The following is a 19,835-nucleotide window of genomic DNA, read 5'->3' on the forward strand; positions in this document are numbered from 1 at the left end:
TTGTGAATTACTCTCCATTTACAGCTGCCTGTATGGCCTGTTCAAAAATCCAGGCTACATCCAGGACTTGCTCTTCTGTAATAATAAGCGGCGGCAGAAAACGAACCACACTGCCATGGCGTCCGCCGACTTCAAGGATTAGCCCGCGATGAAAGCATTCACGCTGGATCGCACTGGCGAGCGATGGAGCAGCAGGAAGACTTCCGTTTTTCCCTTTCTTTCCTTCCGGGTTGACGATTTCCGCGCCAATCATCAATCCTCTCCCTCTCACATCGCCGATTTGCCGATAAGATAACTGAATTTGCTCAAGCCTTTCACTAAGAAGCTCTCCCATCCTTTTCGCATGCCCGGACAAGTTCTGCTTTTTGATGAAGTTAAGGGTGGCTGTGCCAGCTGCCATCGCCATTTGGTTCCCTCTGAACGTACCAATGTGAGCTCCCGGTGACCATTGGTCGAGTGCCTTATCATAAACCACAACGGATAGTGGCAAACTCCCTCCGATGGCTTTTGACAGAACGAGTACATCCGGTACAATTCTGGCGTGTTCAAAGGCAAAGAATTCCCCTGTTCTTCCGATTCCTGTCTGCACTTCATCAATGATGAGAGGTATGCCCCGTTCTTTGGTGATTCTTCTCATCTCCTGAACCCATTCAATTGGTGCTGGAATACTGCCGCCCTCCCCCTGAACCACTTCAAGGATCATGGCTGCTGGTGCAAGGATTCCGCTTTCCGGATCATCGAGCAGATTCTCGATGTATTGCGAGCTGATGCGATGTGACTCATCTCCACCAATACCGAACGGATCCCGGTAGGTGTATGGATATGGCAAAAAATGAACATCAGGCATAAGGCCTCTTATTTTCTCCTTTGGCCCAAGGTGGCCACTGAGTGCCATCGTGCCATGGGTGGACCCGTGATACCCGCCCTGGAAGGATAGAATGCTCTGCCGTCCTGTTGCCGTTTTTGTTAATTTAATGGCTGCCTCAATGGCATCTCCACCCGTCGGTCCGCAAAATTGGATCTTGGCTTTTTGGGCAAATTCCTTCGGAAGGCTGTCAAACAGCTCGGTGACAAACTCTTCCTTGACCGGAGTAGTAAGGTCAAGCGTATGCAGAGGGAGCTTGTCCTTGATCACTTGTTGTATAGCCTCGATTACCACAGGGTGGTTATGTCCGAGCGCCAGAGTTCCCGCGCCGGCCAAACAGTCATAATAGGTTTTTCCGTTCACGTCTTTTACAAAAATGCCCTCTGCTTCTTCGATCGCAATAGGAATTCTGCGCGGATACGACCGGGCATTGGATTCTCTGTCCGCCTGCTGTTTTAGAAGAAACTCATTCTTTGTTAATTGTTGAGTAGCCATCTATATCAAACCCCTTTAATTGATAATGATTTTCATTAACATTTACAGCCTTTACTCTAAATGAAAACCATTCTCATCGTCAATCATACTTGAGAACCATTATCACTTAACTTTCATCTGCCAACAATACGGCTATCTTGTTGCCGAGTATGCTTAAATTCCTTACATGCCATGGATTCAGCCCTTTTTGAGGGCAACCGTTCTGAAACACTTTTCTTCACTTGTCGAAGGATAAATAATAGTGCTTTTGTACTGATAGATGTGAATAAAAAAAGAGAGACTTCTCATTTGCATGAGAAATTCTCTCTTTTCCATCATTTTTTATTCTCAATTTCTACCTTGAGTTTTTTTAGAAAAGCCTCCGGTTTCATAAACACAGATGTCCTTTCGCTGTACCTTCTTACGCTGACTCCTTTGTTTTTGACTTCTTCATCACCGATTACGAGTGTATACGGAGTTTTCAGGATTTGCGCCTCACGGATTTTATACCCCAGTTTCTCCTCTCTGAGATCTGCTTCTGCTCTGATTCCCGCACCTCTTAATTGTTGCAGGAGTTCCTTTGCATTTTCCGAATGCGCATCAAGCGACACCGGGATAATTTTAACCTGCACCGGAGAAAGCCAAACCGGGAAAGCCCCGGCATAATGTTCGATCAGTATGCCCAAAAAGCGGTCAATGGAGCCAAGAACCGCACGGTGAATGACTACCGGACGCCGCTTTTCATTATGCTCATCCACATAATGAAGGTCGAACTTTTCCGGCATTTGAAAATCAAGTTGGACCGTTGCACATTGATGGCTTCTCTTTATGGCATCTCGGATATGAAAATCAATTTTCGGGCCGTAAAATGCGCCGTCTCCTTCATTGATCCGGTAAGAGAAACCTGCCTTTTGCAATACAGTTGCCAGAGCGCTTTCAGCTTGATTCCAGAGCGTTTCATCTCCCATAAAATCCTCCGGCCGTGTGGAAAGCTCGACCTCGAAAGAAAAGCCAAATGTGCTGTAGACCTCATTGACAACTCGTAAAACAGATGTAAGTTCCTCTTCAATTTGCTCAGGTGTTACAAAAATATGAGCGTCATCCTGGCAAAACGTCCTGACTCTCAAGAGCCCATTCAACGCACCGCTGTATTCATGGCGGTGCACCTGTCCAAACTCTGCCAGCCTGAGCGGCAGGTCTCGGTAGGAGCGCCGCTTATTTTTGTAAATGAGCATATGTCCGGGACAATTCATTGGTTTTAATGCAAAACTTGCGTCATCCACATTTGTGAAATACATATTATCCTTGTAATGCCCCCAGTGGCCCGACTTCTCCCACAGCCTCTGATTCATCATCAGCGGAGTCCTGACTTCTTCAAACCCACTCATATCCTGGAATTTCTGTAAAAATCCTTCGAGTTCCTTTCGAATCACCTGTCCTTTCGGCAAGAAAAACGGCATTCCTGGAGCTTCATCGGAAAACATAAACAACTCCAGTTCTTTACCAAGCTTCCGGTGATTCCGTTTGGCAGATTCCTCCAAGAACTGCAGATGCTCATCCAGCTTCTTTTTAGAAGAAAACGCCACACCATAAATCCGCTGCAGCATCTGATTATTGGAATCTCCCCTCCAGTAGGCACCAGAAACCGAAGTTAATTTGAATGCCTTAATCCGCCCTGTTGAAGGTAGATGAGGCCCCCGGCACAAATCCCGGAATTCGCCTTGTTTATAAAAAGTGATCAGCTCTCCTTCAGGAATATCACGCAACAATTCAAGCTTGAGCTCATCCTCCTTATCTTGCCAGTAGCGGGAGGCTTCCTCTCTTGTTGCCGTTAACCGCTCAATCCGTAAATTTTCGGCAATGATTTTCTTCATTTCGGCTTCTATGGCGGAAAGATCTTCATTGGAGATGGAAACTGGCAGATCAAAATCATAATAAAACCCATTTTCAATGGCAGGACCGACCCCAAACTTCACATCTCCGTAAATCCGTTGAACCGCCTGTGCAAGAACGTGGGCTGCGCTATGCCTTAAAACCTCTTCGCCTTCAGGGGATTGCAGACTAATAATTTCGATGTTTGCATCTTTTTCAAGAGGTGTGCTGAGATCTGAAAGCCGTCCATTTACCTTGCCGGCAACTGCTTTTTTGCTTAATTCTGGGCTGATGGAAGCCGCAATTTCATGAACAGATACACCTTGCGGATAGCTGTGCCGGGAACCGTCGGGGAACTGAAGGCTGATTTCGTTTGCTTTCATTTTTCATCTCTCCATTCTGTTTTTAAATAACTAAAAGCACACCCATCCCTCATCTAGGGACGAGCGTGCTTTTACCCGTGGTTCCACCCTGGTTCCCGCCATTACCGATCAATGGCGGCTCCATTTGCTTTAACGCAGCATCTGCGGAATAAGCTAATCAATCCAGTTCACCCATTCAGCTCCCAGGCGGTAATCCGTGCCCCTTTGTCAGGAAGTTCTCAGCTCTCCTTCCTTCTCTGTATGACCGGTTGGCAATGGATATTGTCCTGTTCAACACTATTTTTAATTTAGGAGATGAGAAAAAGAAAAAACGCACTCATCCCAAACAAAAGGGACGAGTGCGTTTTACCCGTGGTTCCACCCAGATTCCCATCAAACAGCATGGCTATTTGATGGCTCCTTGGCTTTAACGCAGCGTCTGCGGTATGAGCTACTGTGTTCACCCATACAGCTCAAGGATGGTAAGCCGTTCCGCTGCGTTGGGAAGTTCTCAGCACCCTTCCTCTCTGTGCAACCGTACAGAATGGCTCATGTTCCTTTCAATGCTTTTTAACCGATCAGTTTTATTAAAATACAATATACAGCATATTCCAAAGGGATACAAGAAATTTTTTAAGAGTTCCTATTTTTTTCGATGATTTCGGGACCTTCAGCCTCACCGACCACGATGAGATCGGCACCATTCAAAAACAGGCCGTGCTCTACTACACCCGTCAGGCTGTCTAGCCATGTTGCCAGCTGCTCGGGTTCACGAATCTCCTCCAAATGAAGATCAATAATATAATGGCCGCTGTCTGTCACATAAGGAGCATTTTCTTTGTCCCGGATCACTGGCGAAAGACCCTGTTTTTCAAAATATCGAAATAATCGCTGTGCTCCAAACGGAATCACTTCTACAGGAAGAGGAAATTTTCCCAATGTTTGTACTTTCTTGGCGGGGTCCACCACCCAAATCACTTTTGCCGAGGCATTAGCGACCACTTTTTCAAACAAAAGTGCCCCGCCTCCTCCTTTAATGCCATTAAGGTTGGGATCCACTTCATCCGCACCATCAATGGTCAGGTCGATCTTATCCACGTCATCAATGGAAATCAGCGGAATACCAAGAGATTGAGCCAGCTTGGTCGTAGAAGCTGACGTTGATACACCTTTTATCCGAAGACCGTTTTTCACGGCCTCTCCCACCTTTTGTATGGTATAAAACACGGTGGAGCCTGTGCCAAGTCCGACCGTCATCCCGTCTTCGATGTAATCGGCTGCTTTTTCGCCTGCCAGTTGTTTTTGATTCATGGCCCTGTCTCCTTTGGGGTTTGGTTTCGTCTGCCCTTCTGACTCTAGGATACACGCTTCGACTTACATTTTAAACTCAATTTTTCCGGTTTCTTTGTTCAGGGCAAGAGCAGCAGCAAATGGTTTGCCCTGCTTGCTTTTGAACCCCTTGAGCTTAGTCGTTTCACCCTTTTCCAGAAGCCTCTTCACCTGTGCGGGTGACAGCTTCTTTTTGGCAATTCTGCCCGAAATTGTGAATTTACATCCTTCCTTATAGCCGCTGCAGCCGTAAAAGTCATTGCGTTTAATGGCAATATGGATGATATCTTTTCCGCAAAACGGACACGTTCCGAGACGCTCATTTTCCGCTTTCGCCGTCTTGGATACGGGCAAGGGTTCCACTTTCCAGCTTCCAGACGCTGCAATAGCATCCTGAATCACTTTCTCTGTCATTCTCTTGGTCATATCGATAAACTGCTTTGCGTCTGCTCTGCCTTTACCAATTTCGTGCAGGCGCTGCTCCCAGAGAGCTGTTGTCTCCGCCGAGGTTAAAATGGAATCCTCACCGATCGCCGTGATTAATGCTTTCGCTTTTTCGGTCGCATACACTTGATTTTTCTGAACACGGATATAGTCCAGTTCTTCAATTTTTTTGATGATACTGCTTCTCGTGGCTTCCGTTCCCAGCCCCTGGACCTGATTCAGCACCTTGCTCAGCTCTTCATCTTCAATCGTTTTTCCTGCTGTTTTCATTAAAGTGACCAGGCTTCCCAGGGTATACCGTTTCGGGGCCTGCGTCTTTCCTTCCCGAATGCTTACCTGTTCCACTGTACCCGTTTCCCCTGATTGAACATCAGGTAATACAGTGTTTTCTTCATCGTCTTTGTTGTCTGCTTTTTTAGTGTTCTTTTCAAACAGGACCTTGCGCCAGCCCTCCTGTATAATCACTTTTCCCTTGGATACAAATTCATCGTGGTTATTGACTTTCGTTACGATTGTAGTGGTATCCATAACGGCTTTATCATAATGGGCAGCGATTACGCTTCTCACAATAAGGTCATAGATATTCCGCTCATCCCTGCTTAGTTTTTCAGGGCTTGCCACATTTTCCGTGGGAATAATGGCATAGTGGTCAGAAACCTTTGCGGCATTCACAAAGCGCGGGTTTCCCATCAGAGAACGTTTGGGGGCGGGCAGCAAATGATTATAGCTTTCTTGTTGGGCAAGCTTTTGTAAAATACCTGGCAACGTTTTTGCTTCTTCCTCCGTAATATACGGGCTGTCTGACCGCGGATAACTGACTATCTTTTTTAAGTACAGCTCACTTGTAATATTCAGCGTTTTTTCAGGCGAGTATTTGTAGATTTGATTGGCTTTTGCCTGCAGGGCAGAAAGGTTATACAGCATGGGCGGATGATATTCTTTTCGGTCCTTTCTAACATCGGCAACCGCACAGCGCTGATCTTTGGTTCGTTCGGCGATCACCTCCGCCTCCTCTTTTGTCTTGAGACGGATGTTTTCCTTTTCCTGCCATTTTCCACTGTACTGATTTCCGTTCACATCAAATTCCCCAATGACTTCAAAGAAAGGCTCTGGTTTAAAGTTTTCAATTTCGGCTTCGCGTTTCACTACCAAAGCAACAGTAGGAGTCATGACTCTTCCGGTTGGAAAGGTTTCTCTTATTCCTTTTTTCTGCATGAGCAGCGTGTAGGCTCTTGTTGTGTTTAATCCCACGAGCCAGTCAGCACATGCCCTGGAATACGCCTCAAAAAAGACAGGCAGCGTTTCCTGCCCGCTTTTCAAATGTCGGAATCCTTCAAGGACCGCTTTCTTGGTCAAGGAGGATATCCAAAGACGCATCACCGGCTTTTTGCAATTCATGTTCATCAGAAGCGACTTGTAAATGAGCTCCCCTTCCCGCCCTGCATCCGTCGCTCCAATAATCCCGGTTACTTTTGGATCAAATGCCAGCTTTTTAATGATTTGAAACTGATCCCATTTGGAGGGAGATACTTTGTACCGGAACCGCTCGGGCATCATCGGTAATGTGTCGAGCTTCCACTTTTCCCACTCAGGTTTATACTCCTTGGGCGGTACCAGTTCCAGAAGATGCCCCACACACCAGGTTAAATAAGCTCCGTCAGGAAAGGGATCCTGAGGAGGAATCTCATAAAAGCCTTTTTGTTTTTTCACTTTAGAAAAAGGCCCTGCAAGTGCCTGGGCCTGTGATGGTTTTTCAGCAATAATTAACTTCATGTTTCACTCCTAGAAACGAGAACTTCGAACGTCTGTACTCCTTTTTATTATAGCACTCTAGCCTAAAGAATAGAAATGTTCAAATGCTTCAATGTTTCGGAGCGAATAATGCCTGTTCTTCATACAAATAAAAAATATAATCGGTTGGAGCCCCTGCCTCACCCATCTGTCTGAGCATGGCCGTCAGATTGCCGCGGTGATAGGTGCCATGATTAACCACATGGCCAATTAGGTCCTGCAGCGGTGCCTTGGCCTCACCAAATTTCGGATGAGCAATGGTAATGGTCTGTTGCGGATCTTCAATTCCGTTCAGAAAGGTTACATATTTTCCGGTAATCGCGTCAAACTGTTTTTCCAGTTCGGTCAGGGAGATGCCCTTCAATTTTTCATTGAATTCATTTAACATTCCTATGGTTTCTTCATATTCCTTGCCTGAAATGGTCAATAGCCAGATAAAATCCGTTTTTAGCATATGAAAAAGTGTATCCATCAGACTTGGAAATACACTGGTGATTTTTTGAGTCAGTATGCCTTCAGGAAGCTTTTTTAAGTGTTCAAACCATTTCTGGTTGGCCCAGTGATGATAATCCATGATTTTCAAAGAATAATTTTCCATTCTTCCATCACCCTTTTTCGTTTAATAGATACCCATAATGGATTCGATAAGAGTAAAGATCTTCCTGCTCTACTGGGTCATATACTTCAATGAAACAGGAAACCATCTTTCTGTGAAGAACTATTCTATTAAGTAAACCATTTCTTATATTGGAGGACCACCAATCATGGCCATTCAACAAAGAATCCGCTTGCGTGAATTAAGGCAGACAGACTGGAGATCTATCCATTCCTATGCAGGCCTCGACATCTCCTGCCGCTATCAGCCTTGGGGGCCTAATTCAGAAGAAGATACATTAAAGTTTGTAAGCCAGGCGATCAGGGATACCAAAAAGAGCCCAAGGTCACGGTTCGCATTCGCGGTCATTGAGGAGGAAAAGGAAAAATTAATCGGTGTAGCAGAGCTGAACATACGAGATTTCGGAAATAAGATCGGGGAAATCGGCTATATCATCCACCCTGATTTCTGGAACAGCGGGTACGCCACAGAAGCAGGTGCCCTTCTTCTTCATTTAGGATATACCGTTCTTGACCTTCACCGGATCTACGCAACATGCCACCCCGAAAACTCCGGCTCCATCCGCGTTTTGGAAAAGCTCGGAATGACAAAAGAGGGGACGATGCGAGAAGATTTAAAAATGAAGAACGGCTGGCGGGATTCACTTCTTTACAGTATCCTGAAACACGAATGGGCTGGTATGTAAACAAATTAAAACCAGCACAATTGTGCTGGTTTATTGATTTTGCCCTGTGATTACCTTTGCTTCCAGGCTGACTTCCACGTTACCCTGGATGGCCCTCGTGATCATGCAGGATGTTTCTGCTTTTTCGGCAAGACGTTGCGCCAGCCCCTTGTCCTTTTGTGAGGCATCTTCCTTTAACACAATAAGAGGGCGGTGAATAATTTTTTTATAGGTAATAACTCCTTTGGTCACCTCAACAATTCCTTCTGATTCCATGGTCAAACTTTCTTTTTCAAGCTGGCTGCGCTCCATCATGGCAGCGAGCGTAATAATATAACAGGTTGCCGCAGCTCCAAGGAGCATTTCATCCGGATTGGTTCCTACACCGGGACCCTCCATTTCCGGCGGGATGGATATCTTTGTTTTTAAATTTCCGGCCTCGATCTCGCCTACATCATTGCGGAGACCGGGCCAGTTTGCTTTTAAGTGAAACGAATGCTGTGCCACTATAGTTCCTCCTCCTTACATGCATACCGATAATATCATTTTATCAGGTGATCATCGATATCTCATGGTTTTTGCATGCTAAAAGGGTAAATGATACCCTTCTTTCACATTTTTAGTATAATAATAGAATATGACGGGATGTTTATTGCATTTTGTTGAATAGATAAGATTAATTTGAAGGAGAAAACCGTCCATGACCATTCTTATGGTAGATGATAATTCTGTGAATCTATTTGTGATTGATAAAATATTGAAAGGTGCCGGCTATGAAAATACGGTGTCTCTCTCATCGGCCGGCCAGCTGTTTGATTATCTTCAAATTGACAAACCCCAGGCTCCAAAGCCAGACGTTGATTTGATTCTTCTCGATATCATGATGCCGGAAACTGACGGGATCGAGGCTTGCCGGCGCATCCAGGAAGCTGAGCGGTTAAAAGATATCCCCATCATCTTTATTACTGCTTTGGAGGACGCCAATAAACTGGCTGAGGCGTTGGATGTTGGGGGTATGGATTACATAACAAAACCGATTAATAAGGTTGAGCTTCTCGCCCGTATTCGTGTCGCCCTCCGCTTAAAGTATGAAAAAGACTGGCACATGGAGCAGGAGAAAAAAATCAGGGATGAACTGGACTTGGCGATGCAAGTGCAGCGGAGCCTCTTGAATCCCCCTCTTCTTCAGGAAAATATTCAAATCAATGTATCCCATCTGCCTTCTTTTAAGCTGGCTGGTGATATGTACTACTGGCACCGTTTCAATGACCATCGATACGGCGTGATTCTGTTGGATATGATGGGCCACGGCTTGTCCTCTTCTCTCGTCTGCATGTACATCTCTTCTGTCATGAGGGATGCGATCAAGATGCTTGAAGATCCTGAACTCGTGATCAAAGAGCTGAACCGGTATATGGCGCTTCTTTATAATCAAAAAAACTTTTACAATTATTATTTTACTTCCATTTATCTGGTGATCGACACAGAAAGCAAGACAGTGGAATATGTCAATGCCGGCCACCCTCCAGGCTATGTGTTAGTCGATGATTCCGAACTTTGCATGCTAGAAAGAGGCAGCTGTGCTGTTGGTTTTTTTGACCAGATGCAGGTGACAAAATCTACCATTCAATTTGAGAACGACATCCAGCTCCTTCTTTTTACAGACGGAGTGGTAGAAGCGAATAAAGATGAAAACCTGCTGCTCGAAAAGCTGCAGTACATCGCTTCACAAAAGTGGAATCAAACGATTACGTCTCCGATCCACATGGTGATCCCGGAAGAAGAACTTGGTAATCAGCAAGACGATATGTGCATTCTGATGATTCAGGCGCAGGCAAGCAAAGTGACTTCCATTTTATAAAAAATAGAAACAGAAAAAGACGGGCCATCGGCCCGTCTTTTATCGTTTTAGATATATTTTTTCTGTGCAGTCGAACTCCATGTAATGTGGCGTCTTTTCTGAAAAACGAAGTGATTCCTTGTCACCCAGACCAAGGAAACCGCCAGGGCATAAGCTTTCATAAAATAAATTTTGAACCTGGTTTTGAAGTTCGCTTGTAAAATAAATCAACACGTTCCGGCAAATGATCACATGAAATTCATTGAATGAGGAGTCCGTTACCAGGTTGTGCTGCGCAAAACTGATGTTCTTCAAAAGAGAAGGACGGAAATAAGCAAAGTGGTCATCAGCTGTGTAGTATTCCGAAAACGCCTCTGTTCCGCCAGCTTGCATGTAATTTTTCGTGTAGGTCTGCATTTTCACCAAAGAAAAGGTTCCTTGTTTTGCTTTTTGCAGTACATTTTCATTCATATCAGTGGCATAAATTGTTGTTTTATCCGCAAGCCCTTCTTCTTCGAGCAGGATCGCCATGGAATAGACTTCCTCACCGGTTGCACATCCTGCATGCCAAATGCGTATGCTCTCCAGCTTCCTCAGCTCAGGAACCACCTTTTGGCGAAATGAACGAAAGAATGTAGGGTCACGAAACATTTCGGTTACATTAATAGAAAAATCATTGAGGATCTTTTCCAAAAATCCTTTTTCATGAATCATTTTTTCCTGAAGGGCCGTAATCGTGCCAATACGTTCCTGTCTCATCCGGTTTTGAATCCGCCGGATGATGGAGGACTTCATGTACTTTCTGAAATCAAAACCAGACAGTCGGTAAATCGCTTCAAGCAGCAAATCGACTTCAATGCGTTCCACCAACCCGATGTCCAGCTCTTCCTCACTTAACATTACTTGATTGTTCATCCGTGTTCTTCCTTACTTGTTTAATATCCAGACTCTCATGACAGAAAACAGCTGTTCAATTTTCAGCGGTTTGCTGATATAGTCCGAAGCCCCAGCTTCCAAGCATTTTTCCCGGTCACTCTTCATGGCTTTGGCGGTCAGTGCAATGATTGGGACACCAGCCACTCGCTCATTAGCCCTGATTCTTCTCATCGTTTCAAACCCATCCATCACCGGCATCATAATGTCCATCAAAATTAAGTCCACATCATTTTCATTTTCTAGCATTTCCAGGCATTGTGTACCATTTTCCGCCGTAATGACGTTCATTTTTTCATTTTCCAGAGCCGTTTTTAACGCAAAAATGTTTCGGTGGTCATCGTCGACAATCAATACCTTTTTCCCTTTAAATGAGCTGTCTTCCTCTTTAACAGGGGTATCTTCCTGTTGATGGCTGGTGTGCTCATCAATTTCCTTCAGTTCTTCAGCGAGTGCCGCGTCGTCCGAAATGGCAGCAGCAACCTCGCTTTCTGACTCCTCCATCACGAGCATCGGAGCGTGTTGAGTGAGCCCGTTCGGCAGACTCGGGATGTAAAGCGTAAAGGTGCTTCCTTCTCCCTCTTCACTTTCAAGCTCCAGCTGCCCGCCAAGCAGCTTAACAAATTCCAGGCAAATCGAGAGACCCAGACCGGTTCCTCCATATTTTCGAACGGTCGCCCCATCCCCTTGCTGGAAGGCTTCAAAAATAAGATCATGCTTATCCTTCGGAATTCCGATCCCTGTATCTTTCACTGAGACCTTCAGCCAGTGGCCGGCGCCCACCTGCGGATGGAATGCCTTGTCTTTCGCTATATGCAGCGACACACTGCCTTCCTCTGTAAACTTGAACGCATTGGATAGCAGATTTTTGATTATCTGCTGAAACCTCTTTTCATCGGTATAAAAAATATCCGGAACATCCGCATCTTTTTTTACCTCAAAGGTTAACCCTTTCTTGTCGGCCATATGGCCAAAATTGCGTTCAATCTGTGAAGGAAATTCGCTCATGTTGACTTCGCTGAAATGCATTTCCAGCTTGCCTGCCTCCACCTTGGATAAATCCAGTATATCATTAATCAAGTTCAACAAGTCTTGTCCGGATGAATGAATGACCCGTGCAAACTCCTCATCCTCCGAGGAAAGTCCTTTTGCAGAGTTCTCGGCAAGCATTTCGGACAGAATCAGGATGCTGTTCAGCGGCGTACGCAGCTCATGGGACATGTTGGCCAAAAATTCAGATTTATAACGGGAACTTAATGTAAGCTGTTTCGCCTTTTCTTCGAGTTCAACTTTTGCCTGCTGAAGTTCTGCTGATTTCCCTTCTGCTTCAATGGAGCGCTGTTCGAGTTGCTCATTGATCATGCGCAATTCTTCAGACTGCATTTGCAGCTCTTCGGATTGCGTCTGCATTTCTTCCGATTGAGCCTGGAGCTCTTCGGTCATGGCCTGGGATTCCTTCAACAGGCGCACAACTTCCATTCGGCGAATAACACTGTCAATGGTTTGACCGAATGTTTTGGTAGTGTTTTCCACAAGATCGATATGTTCTTGTGTAAATGCTTCAAGAGAAGCAAGCTCCAAGACCGCAATGACTTCATTCTCAAACATCACCGGTGCAATCAGCAAACTTCTTGGGCGCACCTCTCCAAGGCCAGTCCCAATCAGCTGATAATCGTCCGGAAGGTGATCAATAACCATCAGGCGCTTTTCAGCGGCGCATTGGCCGATAAGCCCCTCTCCAAGTTTAAAGGATTCCCGTCCAGCCGAATTCATCGGCGCAGCGTAGGTACCTTTCTTGATAAAAGAAGCCTTACCGCCTTCCCCTTCACGAATATAAATGGCTCCCGTGGATGCATTCGCAAATTGGGCAATTCCTGTAATAAACTTTTCACCAAGTACTTTAATCGTAGACGTTCCCTGATATCGCTCTACTACCTCATTCGTGCTTGACTGTAGCCATTCTCTGCTTTCAACAACGGAAAGCAGGTTGTTTGTGGCTACGGCTAAATCTCTGATTTCATCCCTGCTTTTGACATGGATCCTCTGGGTGACATCACCGTTCGATGACATGGCGGAGATGGATCGTACAACCGCATTTACGGTCTTAACAATGGAACCGGATACAAACACAGCGATTGCTGCAGATATAAGGACAACAAAGAACAACAGTACATATAAGCTTGTCTTCAATACAGCATTTTGGTTATCAAGCTTGTCCGCCCTCTCTTTGGTCAACCCTTTTTCTGTTGTGCGGAACGTATCGAACTGGGTGCGGATGTCTTCTACTCCCTTGCTCCGGGCGGTATCTTTCTTGAAAAGAGAAAGGACATTCCCATCCTGTCCATCTCTCTTCATCTGTATAGATGGCTCAGCCGTATATTGAATCCATTGATTGATATCATCGCGGATATCCTGCAGCCTTTTTTGCTGTGATGGATTATCGGAAATTAAATCATACAATTTGTTGTAATTATCCTTCCAATCACTTGCACCCAGGCTATAGGGCTCCAGATAACTTTCATCTCCTGTAATGATGAAACCACGCTGGCCGTTTTCCATATCCAAAACTTGCTTTTCAATTTCATTCGTAAGCCCGTGCACTTCAATGTCGTGGTTAATAATATAATTCCGCTCCGTCTGCATGGAGGAAATTTGATTGTTTACTGCGATTATTGAAACGACCAGACACAGAATAATGATGAGATATCCGGTAAATATCTTACCCCGGATACCGAATCTCTTTCTCCCTATCATTCTATCATCCGCCTTTTTAAAGTCATATTCACTAATCTATTATAAACAAGTATTACCAATAAAGACAGCAAGAACTTATTCATCAGACGAACACAAAATCCTCCCAAAAATAATAAAAAACAGAATTTTCTGTTTTAATTTCCTTTCTCTTCTGATATCATTATCTTTAAAACTTTAAAGGGAGGACGCGTTAAATGATTGATTACAATAACCGACAGTTTGTAACTATTCGACAAGCAAAAAAAGGTGAGGTTTCGTCCAAAACCTATTTTTCTTATAAACAAGAGGGATCAATCCTTACTGCAACCTACTCTGGCGGTGATATCCTGAAGGGAAATATGGTAGGGATGGTTGATGAAAACGGGAGCATTCAAATGACTTACAGCCACATCAACCAGGACCATGAAATCAGAGGAGGGAAATGCACCGCTGTTCCGCACACTCTGCCCGACGGGAGGCTGCAGCTCACTGAAACGTGGACTCCTTCAGGAGAAGAGAGACATCAAGAAGTTTTTTCTGTGGAAGAAGTCTCGGAGATGATTTATACGCCACAAATCATTTTTAACTAACATATATGAAAAGAGCCGGCATCTCCTGTAAAGGATTCCGGCTCCTCTTTTTAATCATCAAGATGAACAGATGAATCTTTGTGAACAAAACTTAAATGTACAACATCAAGAACACTTTCCACTACCCTGGTAAAATGGGCTTTCCAAAACGATTCATATGGAGCGAGAACATATTCCTGATTCTCGAGCTCTTCAAAGAGCTGAAGCGGCGGAAGAGTAAAAATAGCAAAAACCTGGAGAACTGTATCTCCAGGTTTTTTGCTTCCCATCACTCCAACTCATGAACCGGAGAATGATAAACGGAGGTATCAAGTTCTTTTCGGGCTTTGCTGGTTAATATTCCCGCCGTCATGGCTCCGCTTACGTTTAATGCGGTCCTGCCCATATCAATCAGCGGTTCAACCGAAATGAGCAGCCCTGCCAAAGCGACCGGAAGATTCATGGAGGAAAGAACGAGAAGTGCAGCAAATGTTGCTCCTCCTCCCACTCCGGCAATACCAAAAGAGCTGATGGCAACAATCACGATCAGACTAAGAATAAAGGATGGGGTCAGCGGATTGACTCCCACAGACGGAGCAATCATCACCGCCAGCATCGCCGGATAAATACCTGCACATCCGTTTTGCCCGATGGTAAGTCCAAAGGAACCCGCAAAGTTGGCGATGCCTTCAGGTACTCCGAGACTTTTTTGGGTACTGATGTTCAGTGGAAGCGCCCCGGCACTCGTTCTAGATGTAAAGGCAAACGAAAGCACCGGTATAGCCTTTCGAATATAGGTGAGCGGGTTCAGCCCGGAAAAAGCAATAAACAGCAAATGAATCACGAACATCAATGCCAGAGCAACGTACGAGGCAACCACAAACTTACCCAGTTTGGCAATCGCGTCCAGATTGCTTAAAGCCACGGTCTTTGTCATCAAAGCAAGCACACCATAGGGCGTCAGCCGGAGAATGAGCGTTACCACTCTCATAACGATGGAGTGAATAGCATCAACAAAGCTTGCAAAAAGAGCCGCATGGTCCTCCTGCTTCCTTTTCACACCAAGATAAGCCACTCCCAGTATGGCTGCGAAAATAACGACTGCTATGGTGGAAGTTGGCCTTGCACCTGTAAAATCAAGAAAAGGATTTGCGGGCAGGAGGTCAAGAACCTGCTGAGGCAAGGTTTTATCCTTCACCGTTTCAAATGTGGTCTGCAGTTCTGCCGCCCGGGCCGCTTCTGCACTGCCGTTTGAAATTTGAACTGCCTCCAAGTTGAAGGAAAGAGCTGCCGCAATCCCGATGGCAGCGGCAATAGCAGTAGTTCCGATGAGGATTCCAATCACCGAGCCGCTGATTTTCCCAACATTATTCGTCAGTTTCAGCTTGGTGAATGCTGACAGAATAGACACAAAAACAAGCGGCATCACGGCCATTTGCAGAAATTTAACATAGCCTCCCCCGATAATCGAATACCAGTCGGTTGAATGGGTAAGCACTGAAGAAGAAGGCTCATAAATAAACTGTAGAATAAGTCCCCAAATGATACCGGCGGCCAAGGCTGTAAACACTCTTTTGGAAAAAGAAACCTTTTTTTTCTGCAAGTAATAAAGACTGCCTGCGATCAGCAGCAAAACGGCAATATTAACAACAATTAAGAAAACGGTCATTGTACTTTTCCTCCTTGTTATATGCCAGTATCCTTACCGCAGAACTTTACCCTTCCTCCCCTCTATACAAAAAAAGACCCACTTCATTAAAAAAGCGAGCCTTCAGCATGTCTGATCAGCAAATTCTTGTGCGGTATGGATTTTTTACATCATATGCTAGGATGCTTTCCTCTATGTGCACCGGGTTATAAAAGTTTCTTGTACATCACGATATGCGGACCGATTCCAGGCAGTTCAAAAACTTCTCCGTTCTCCTGCAAACCGATTTTTTTATAATATCCTGCCACCCCTGTTCTGGCATTGCACCACCAGAGGTCACATTTCCTTTGCTTAAGGATTTCTTCGCCCCTAGCGAGCAGACTGCTCCCTGCTTTTTCTTTACGGAAGTTTTCCAATGTTGCCATGCCTCGTAAGCGGTAGTGCACAAGACCGTCGAGATCAGGATGTTTTTCTTTATAGAAAGAAGCAATGGAAATCAGTTCTTCTCCGATAAATGCGCCTAAATGAAAGGTGTCCGGTTCATGATCTCCCGGAAAGTGGCAATCCTCAATGGTCTGGTTCGGCCGAAGGATGTTGTGCCTTACCGGATAAGTTTGTTCTGGTGGAATTGTTTTTATGTTCATTGTTATAGCTGCTCCTTTTCAAAGGACAAAACACGATTAAGAAAGTGGGACGTAAAAACATCTTTGTCCACTTCCAGCCCTACCTCAATACCATGTCCTGTAGCTTTTCCAATGCTTTGTCCCAGGGTGTGTTCATCCGTTGAAACATGCACCTGCATGGTTTTTGTTTTAATAAAGGATGGCTCAATGGCCACCGCAACGGCGAGCGGGTCATGCAGAGCACATCCGCCAAGATGCGGATTGTTTTTTTCATAAAAATCCATATAAAAACTGCACATGTTTGCAAAAGCCGTTCCAATCTCAATCCCCCGGCATCTCCAATCTTCAAGAGACTCTCTTTTCAAAAGAGTTTGCATCGTAATGTCGAGTCCCACCAGTGTAATAGGCAGTCCTGAACGCAGAACATAATCAGCTGCTTCCGCATCAGCGTAGAAATTAGCCTCAGCATAAGACGTAACATTTCCCGGGACAGTGACCGCGCCGCCCATGATAATGACCTCTTTCACCATAGTAATGATCGAAGGGTCCTTTTCTATCGCCAATGCCATATTCGTTTGAGTCCCGACAGTCACCAGGGTAACTTCATTTGGGTACTTTTTCACCATGGATATGATGTAATCGCTGGCATGGGTATCCGGGACAATTGCCGCGGGATCTGGAAGTCCTATATTTCCGAGTCCGTCCTTTCCATGCACCTCATACGCTCTATGCCGTGTCGTTTCTCTTCGAAACGGTTGATCCGCACCCTTTATTACCGGGATATCTCTTCTGCACAGAAGCTGAAGAACCTGGAACGTATTTCTTGTCGCTTCGTCAGCGGAAACATTCCCAAATCCGGTTGTAATGCCAAGGATATTCAACTCAGGAGAATTTACAGCATAGGCAATGGCCAATGCATCATCAATTCCCGTATCGACATCAAGTATGGTTAATTTCATTTATGCTCTTCCTTTCCTAAAAATTGATCAAAGATTTCCTATGTACAGCCCAAGTCCGATAAGACAGAAAACAATCAACGCAATATATATGGCAGTGAGTCGGGTTAAATTGCTTTTTGTTGAAGAACCATACTTTGCGTCCTTTTGCAGACCAATAAATATCGTTAGAGCGGCTATCACCACACCTGCGATGAGAGCTGTTATGATATATCCCATCCTTATCCCCTCTTTCCTTACTTACCTATCCCTTATGGTAAATCAGGGAACCCAAAAAGCCAATAGTGGAGGAATAATATTCAATAAACTTTCAATATACCGACAGTTTCGGTTCATGAAATTTCACCATGCCTGCTATACCGCTCTTTCCTTAAGCGTTTTAAGAATGGAGAGAAACGGGAAGTATGGTGATATTAGGAGGAGGCGCTGCAGATGGGGTTCGATTATGATCTTGATTTTAAGCACATTGATTTCCTCAAGCACCCGGAAAAATACAAAGTAGGCAGAGGAGAGCAAGGAGTCCTGCTCGTCGAACCATACAAGAGTGAAATTCTCTCACACTGGCGTTTCAAAACTCCCGAAATTGCAAAAGAGTCCTCCGAGAAAATCTATCAGCTTTTTTTGGAATACAAAGAGGAGAATGATCTTGTTGGAATGGATATGGCGAGAAAATTTTTGCAGATGGGCTATACCCGGGCCAGACGATACACGAATTATAAGGGTGGGAGGAAATACGATAAAGAAGGCAAGGTAAACGAAAGACAAATCGATGAAACCAAAGCAGAATCGGCAGCCATCTTCATGGAAAAATGGAAAATGGCCAGGGAAGACGAAGAATATCTTAAATTTAAAAAAGAACACCAACGCCGCTATGGTTAAAGCCCATTCAACGACATACCATTTAAATCAGAGGTGATCAAATGCCAAACTCAAAATATTTTCGAATTGGATACGGTATTATTATTATTCTAATCATTATTTTTCTCTCGACCAAAGTAAGCTTTATCTTCCGGCCGCTTGAAATCATATTCACAACCTTGTTTTTTCCGTTTTTAATTGGCGGAGTTATTTTTTATTTGCTTCGACCCATCGTCTATTACCTTGGAAAACATCGTGTGCCCAAAGCCTTATCCATCCTGTTAATCTATCTTTTATTTATCGGGCTTGGCACTCTTCTTGTATTTCTTTTGGGGCCGCAGCTGCAAAACCAGTTTCAGGGACTTATTAAAAATACGCCGCAAATTGTGGACACACTCAATGATAAAATCAACGGACTGAAGCAGAATGAATGGTTTTCGCGCTTTCAGCAAAACGAGTATCTTACCATTGACAGCATCACTAAGAAAGCAAGTGATTACGCTAAGGATTTCTCAAGTAACCTCGGTGACAAGATTACCAGTTTAATCGGAATCATTACCAGCATTGCGACAGTGATTGTAACCGTACCATTCATCGTTTTTTATATGCTGAAAGACAGTGAAGGGATCGGAAGCCGAGTGGAAAACGTACTGCCTTATTTGCAGGCTTCTGAAGCGAAACGAATTTTAAAAGACATGGACGAAGCACTCAGTTCCTATATACAGGGCCAGGCGATTGCTGCATTTCTTGTTGGAGTGATGATGTATATCGGCTACAGCATCATCGGCCTGGATTATTCACTCATCCTTGCCATTACGGCCATGATTACGAATATTATACCGTTTCTTGGCGCCTTTATCGCTTTCATTCCAGCCTTAATTATTGGATTGATTATGTCTCCATTCATGGCCTTGAAGGTAGCCATCGTGGTCATTGTGGTACAGCAGATCGATGGAAATGTTACTTCCCCGCTAATTATGGGAAGAAAACTCGATGTCCATCCGCTAACAGTAATCCTTATCCTTCTGGTTGCAGGAAATATGGCAGGATTCCTCGGAATGATTCTCGGCGTTCCGTTCTATGCGCTGTTAAAAGTTGTTGTGAGTCATACGTACCGGCTGTATCAACTAAACAGAGAAAAAGAACACAATGGCATAAAAATTGTAGACTAATAAAACCGAAAAGCCCGCCAAATGAACGGCGGGCTTTTGCGTGCGTCAACCATGCAAGCTGTCCAAACCAATTTTCTCTTGCTCAC

At 44.7% G+C, this 19,835-nt stretch carries 18 protein-coding genes and 1 other annotated feature; of the genes, 5 read left to right on the forward strand and 13 right to left on the reverse strand.

What is annotated here, in order from left to right; translation table 11 throughout:
• Positions 1 to 7: 7 nt before the first annotated feature.
• The 5 genes from DMO16_RS08305 to DMO16_RS08325 all read right to left on the reverse strand — a co-directional run bounded on the left by DMO16_RS08305 (position 8) and on the right by DMO16_RS08325 (position 7,735).
• Complete coding sequence (locus DMO16_RS08305) at positions 8 to 1,360, reverse strand: aspartate aminotransferase family protein (RefSeq protein ID WP_129476664.1); 1,353 nt, start codon at positions 1,358 to 1,360, stop codon at positions 8 to 10.
• 314 nt (positions 1,361 to 1,674) lie between these two features.
• Positions 1,675 to 3,594 carry a threonine--tRNA ligase gene (gene thrS, locus DMO16_RS08310; RefSeq protein WP_129476667.1) on the reverse strand — a complete coding sequence of 640 codons (1,920 nt, stop codon included), beginning with the start codon at positions 3,592 to 3,594 and terminating at the stop codon, positions 1,675 to 1,677.
• Positions 3,595 to 3,921: 327 nt separating this feature from the next.
• Positions 3,922 to 4,146: a binding site (T-box leader), on the reverse strand.
• Positions 4,147 to 4,206: 60 nt separating this feature from the next.
• A complete protein-coding gene (rpiA, locus tag DMO16_RS08315) occupies positions 4,207 to 4,884 on the reverse strand; it encodes a ribose-5-phosphate isomerase RpiA (protein ID WP_129476669.1) in 678 nt (225 codons plus the stop codon).
• Between the two features lie 63 nt (positions 4,885 to 4,947).
• Positions 4,948 to 7,119, reverse strand: a complete 2,172-nt coding sequence (locus DMO16_RS08320; RefSeq protein ID WP_129476672.1) for a type IA DNA topoisomerase — start codon at positions 7,117 to 7,119, stop codon at positions 4,948 to 4,950.
• Between the two features lie 88 nt (positions 7,120 to 7,207).
• On the reverse strand, positions 7,208 to 7,735 hold the full coding sequence (locus DMO16_RS08325) for a DinB family protein (protein WP_129476675.1): 528 nt from the start codon (positions 7,733 to 7,735) through the stop codon (positions 7,208 to 7,210).
• 166 nt (positions 7,736 to 7,901) lie between these two features.
• Between DMO16_RS08325 and DMO16_RS08330 the strand changes: the two genes are divergently transcribed.
• A complete protein-coding gene (locus DMO16_RS08330; RefSeq protein ID WP_129476678.1) occupies positions 7,902 to 8,438 on the forward strand; it encodes a GNAT family N-acetyltransferase in 537 nt (178 codons plus the stop codon).
• Between the two features lie 30 nt (positions 8,439 to 8,468).
• On the opposite strand, the gene DMO16_RS08335 is transcribed toward DMO16_RS08330, so the two are convergent.
• Positions 8,469 to 8,924, reverse strand: a complete 456-nt coding sequence (locus DMO16_RS08335; protein WP_129476682.1) for an OsmC family protein — start codon at positions 8,922 to 8,924, stop codon at positions 8,469 to 8,471.
• A gap of 193 nt (positions 8,925 to 9,117) precedes the next feature.
• Here DMO16_RS08335 and DMO16_RS08340 point away from each other — a divergent pair, with 193 nt between their 5' ends.
• Positions 9,118 to 10,278: a SpoIIE family protein phosphatase gene (locus DMO16_RS08340; protein WP_061968494.1), complete on the forward strand. Its 1,161-nt coding sequence runs from the start codon at positions 9,118 to 9,120 to the stop codon at positions 10,276 to 10,278.
• A gap of 39 nt (positions 10,279 to 10,317) precedes the next feature.
• Here DMO16_RS08340 and DMO16_RS08345 read toward each other — a convergent pair whose 3' ends face one another.
• On the reverse strand, positions 10,318 to 11,172 hold the full coding sequence (locus DMO16_RS08345; protein WP_129476685.1) for a CheR family methyltransferase: 855 nt from the start codon (positions 11,170 to 11,172) through the stop codon (positions 10,318 to 10,320).
• A gap of 12 nt (positions 11,173 to 11,184) precedes the next feature.
• Positions 11,185 to 13,944 (reverse strand): response regulator, encoded by a 2,760-nt coding sequence (locus tag DMO16_RS08350; protein WP_129476688.1) that lies wholly within the window; start codon positions 13,942 to 13,944, stop codon positions 11,185 to 11,187.
• Positions 13,945 to 14,138: 194 nt separating this feature from the next.
• On the opposite strand from DMO16_RS08350, the gene DMO16_RS08355 reads away from it, so the two are divergent.
• Entirely contained in the window at positions 14,139 to 14,513 is a 375-nt protein-coding gene (locus tag DMO16_RS08355; RefSeq protein ID WP_061968486.1) for a hypothetical protein, read from the forward strand.
• A 50-nt stretch (positions 14,514 to 14,563) separates the two neighbouring features.
• On the opposite strand, the gene DMO16_RS08360 is transcribed toward DMO16_RS08355, so the two are convergent.
• The 5 genes from DMO16_RS08360 to DMO16_RS08380 form a co-directional block, all read right to left on the reverse strand.
• Positions 14,564 to 14,782 carry a hypothetical protein gene (locus tag DMO16_RS08360; RefSeq protein ID WP_061968483.1) on the reverse strand — a complete coding sequence of 73 codons (219 nt, stop codon included), beginning with the start codon at positions 14,780 to 14,782 and terminating at the stop codon, positions 14,564 to 14,566.
• A complete protein-coding gene (locus DMO16_RS08365) occupies positions 14,782 to 16,161 on the reverse strand; it encodes an L-cystine transporter (RefSeq protein ID WP_129476691.1) in 1,380 nt (459 codons plus the stop codon). Before DMO16_RS08365 ends, DMO16_RS08360 begins: the two co-directional genes overlap by 1 nt.
• A gap of 185 nt (positions 16,162 to 16,346) precedes the next feature.
• A complete protein-coding gene (locus tag DMO16_RS08370) occupies positions 16,347 to 16,784 on the reverse strand; it encodes a GNAT family N-acetyltransferase (RefSeq protein WP_129476694.1) in 438 nt (145 codons plus the stop codon).
• Positions 16,785 to 16,786: 2 nt separating this feature from the next.
• Positions 16,787 to 17,722 (reverse strand): nucleoside hydrolase, encoded by a 936-nt coding sequence (locus DMO16_RS08375; protein ID WP_129476697.1) that lies wholly within the window; start codon positions 17,720 to 17,722, stop codon positions 16,787 to 16,789.
• A gap of 27 nt (positions 17,723 to 17,749) precedes the next feature.
• Positions 17,750 to 17,938 (reverse strand): hypothetical protein, encoded by a 189-nt coding sequence (locus tag DMO16_RS08380; RefSeq protein WP_061968473.1) that lies wholly within the window; start codon positions 17,936 to 17,938, stop codon positions 17,750 to 17,752.
• Positions 17,939 to 18,151: 213 nt separating this feature from the next.
• On the opposite strand from DMO16_RS08380, the gene DMO16_RS08385 reads away from it, so the two are divergent.
• Together DMO16_RS08385 and DMO16_RS08390 are read left to right on the forward strand one after the other, a co-directional pair.
• Positions 18,152 to 18,598: a DUF4385 domain-containing protein gene (locus DMO16_RS08385; protein WP_129476701.1), complete on the forward strand. Its 447-nt coding sequence runs from the start codon at positions 18,152 to 18,154 to the stop codon at positions 18,596 to 18,598.
• A gap of 41 nt (positions 18,599 to 18,639) precedes the next feature.
• The gene (locus DMO16_RS08390) at positions 18,640 to 19,749 is read left to right on the forward strand and encodes an AI-2E family transporter (RefSeq protein ID WP_061968469.1); all 1,110 of its coding nucleotides are present in this window, start codon (positions 18,640 to 18,642) and stop codon (positions 19,747 to 19,749) included.
• Positions 19,750 to 19,835: the final 86 nt, after the last annotated feature.

The sequence above is a fragment of the Fictibacillus sp. S7 genome (assembly GCF_004127935.1).
In the GTDB taxonomy this organism is placed as follows: domain Bacteria; phylum Bacillota; class Bacilli; order Bacillales; family Fictibacillaceae; genus Fictibacillus_C; species Fictibacillus_C enclensis.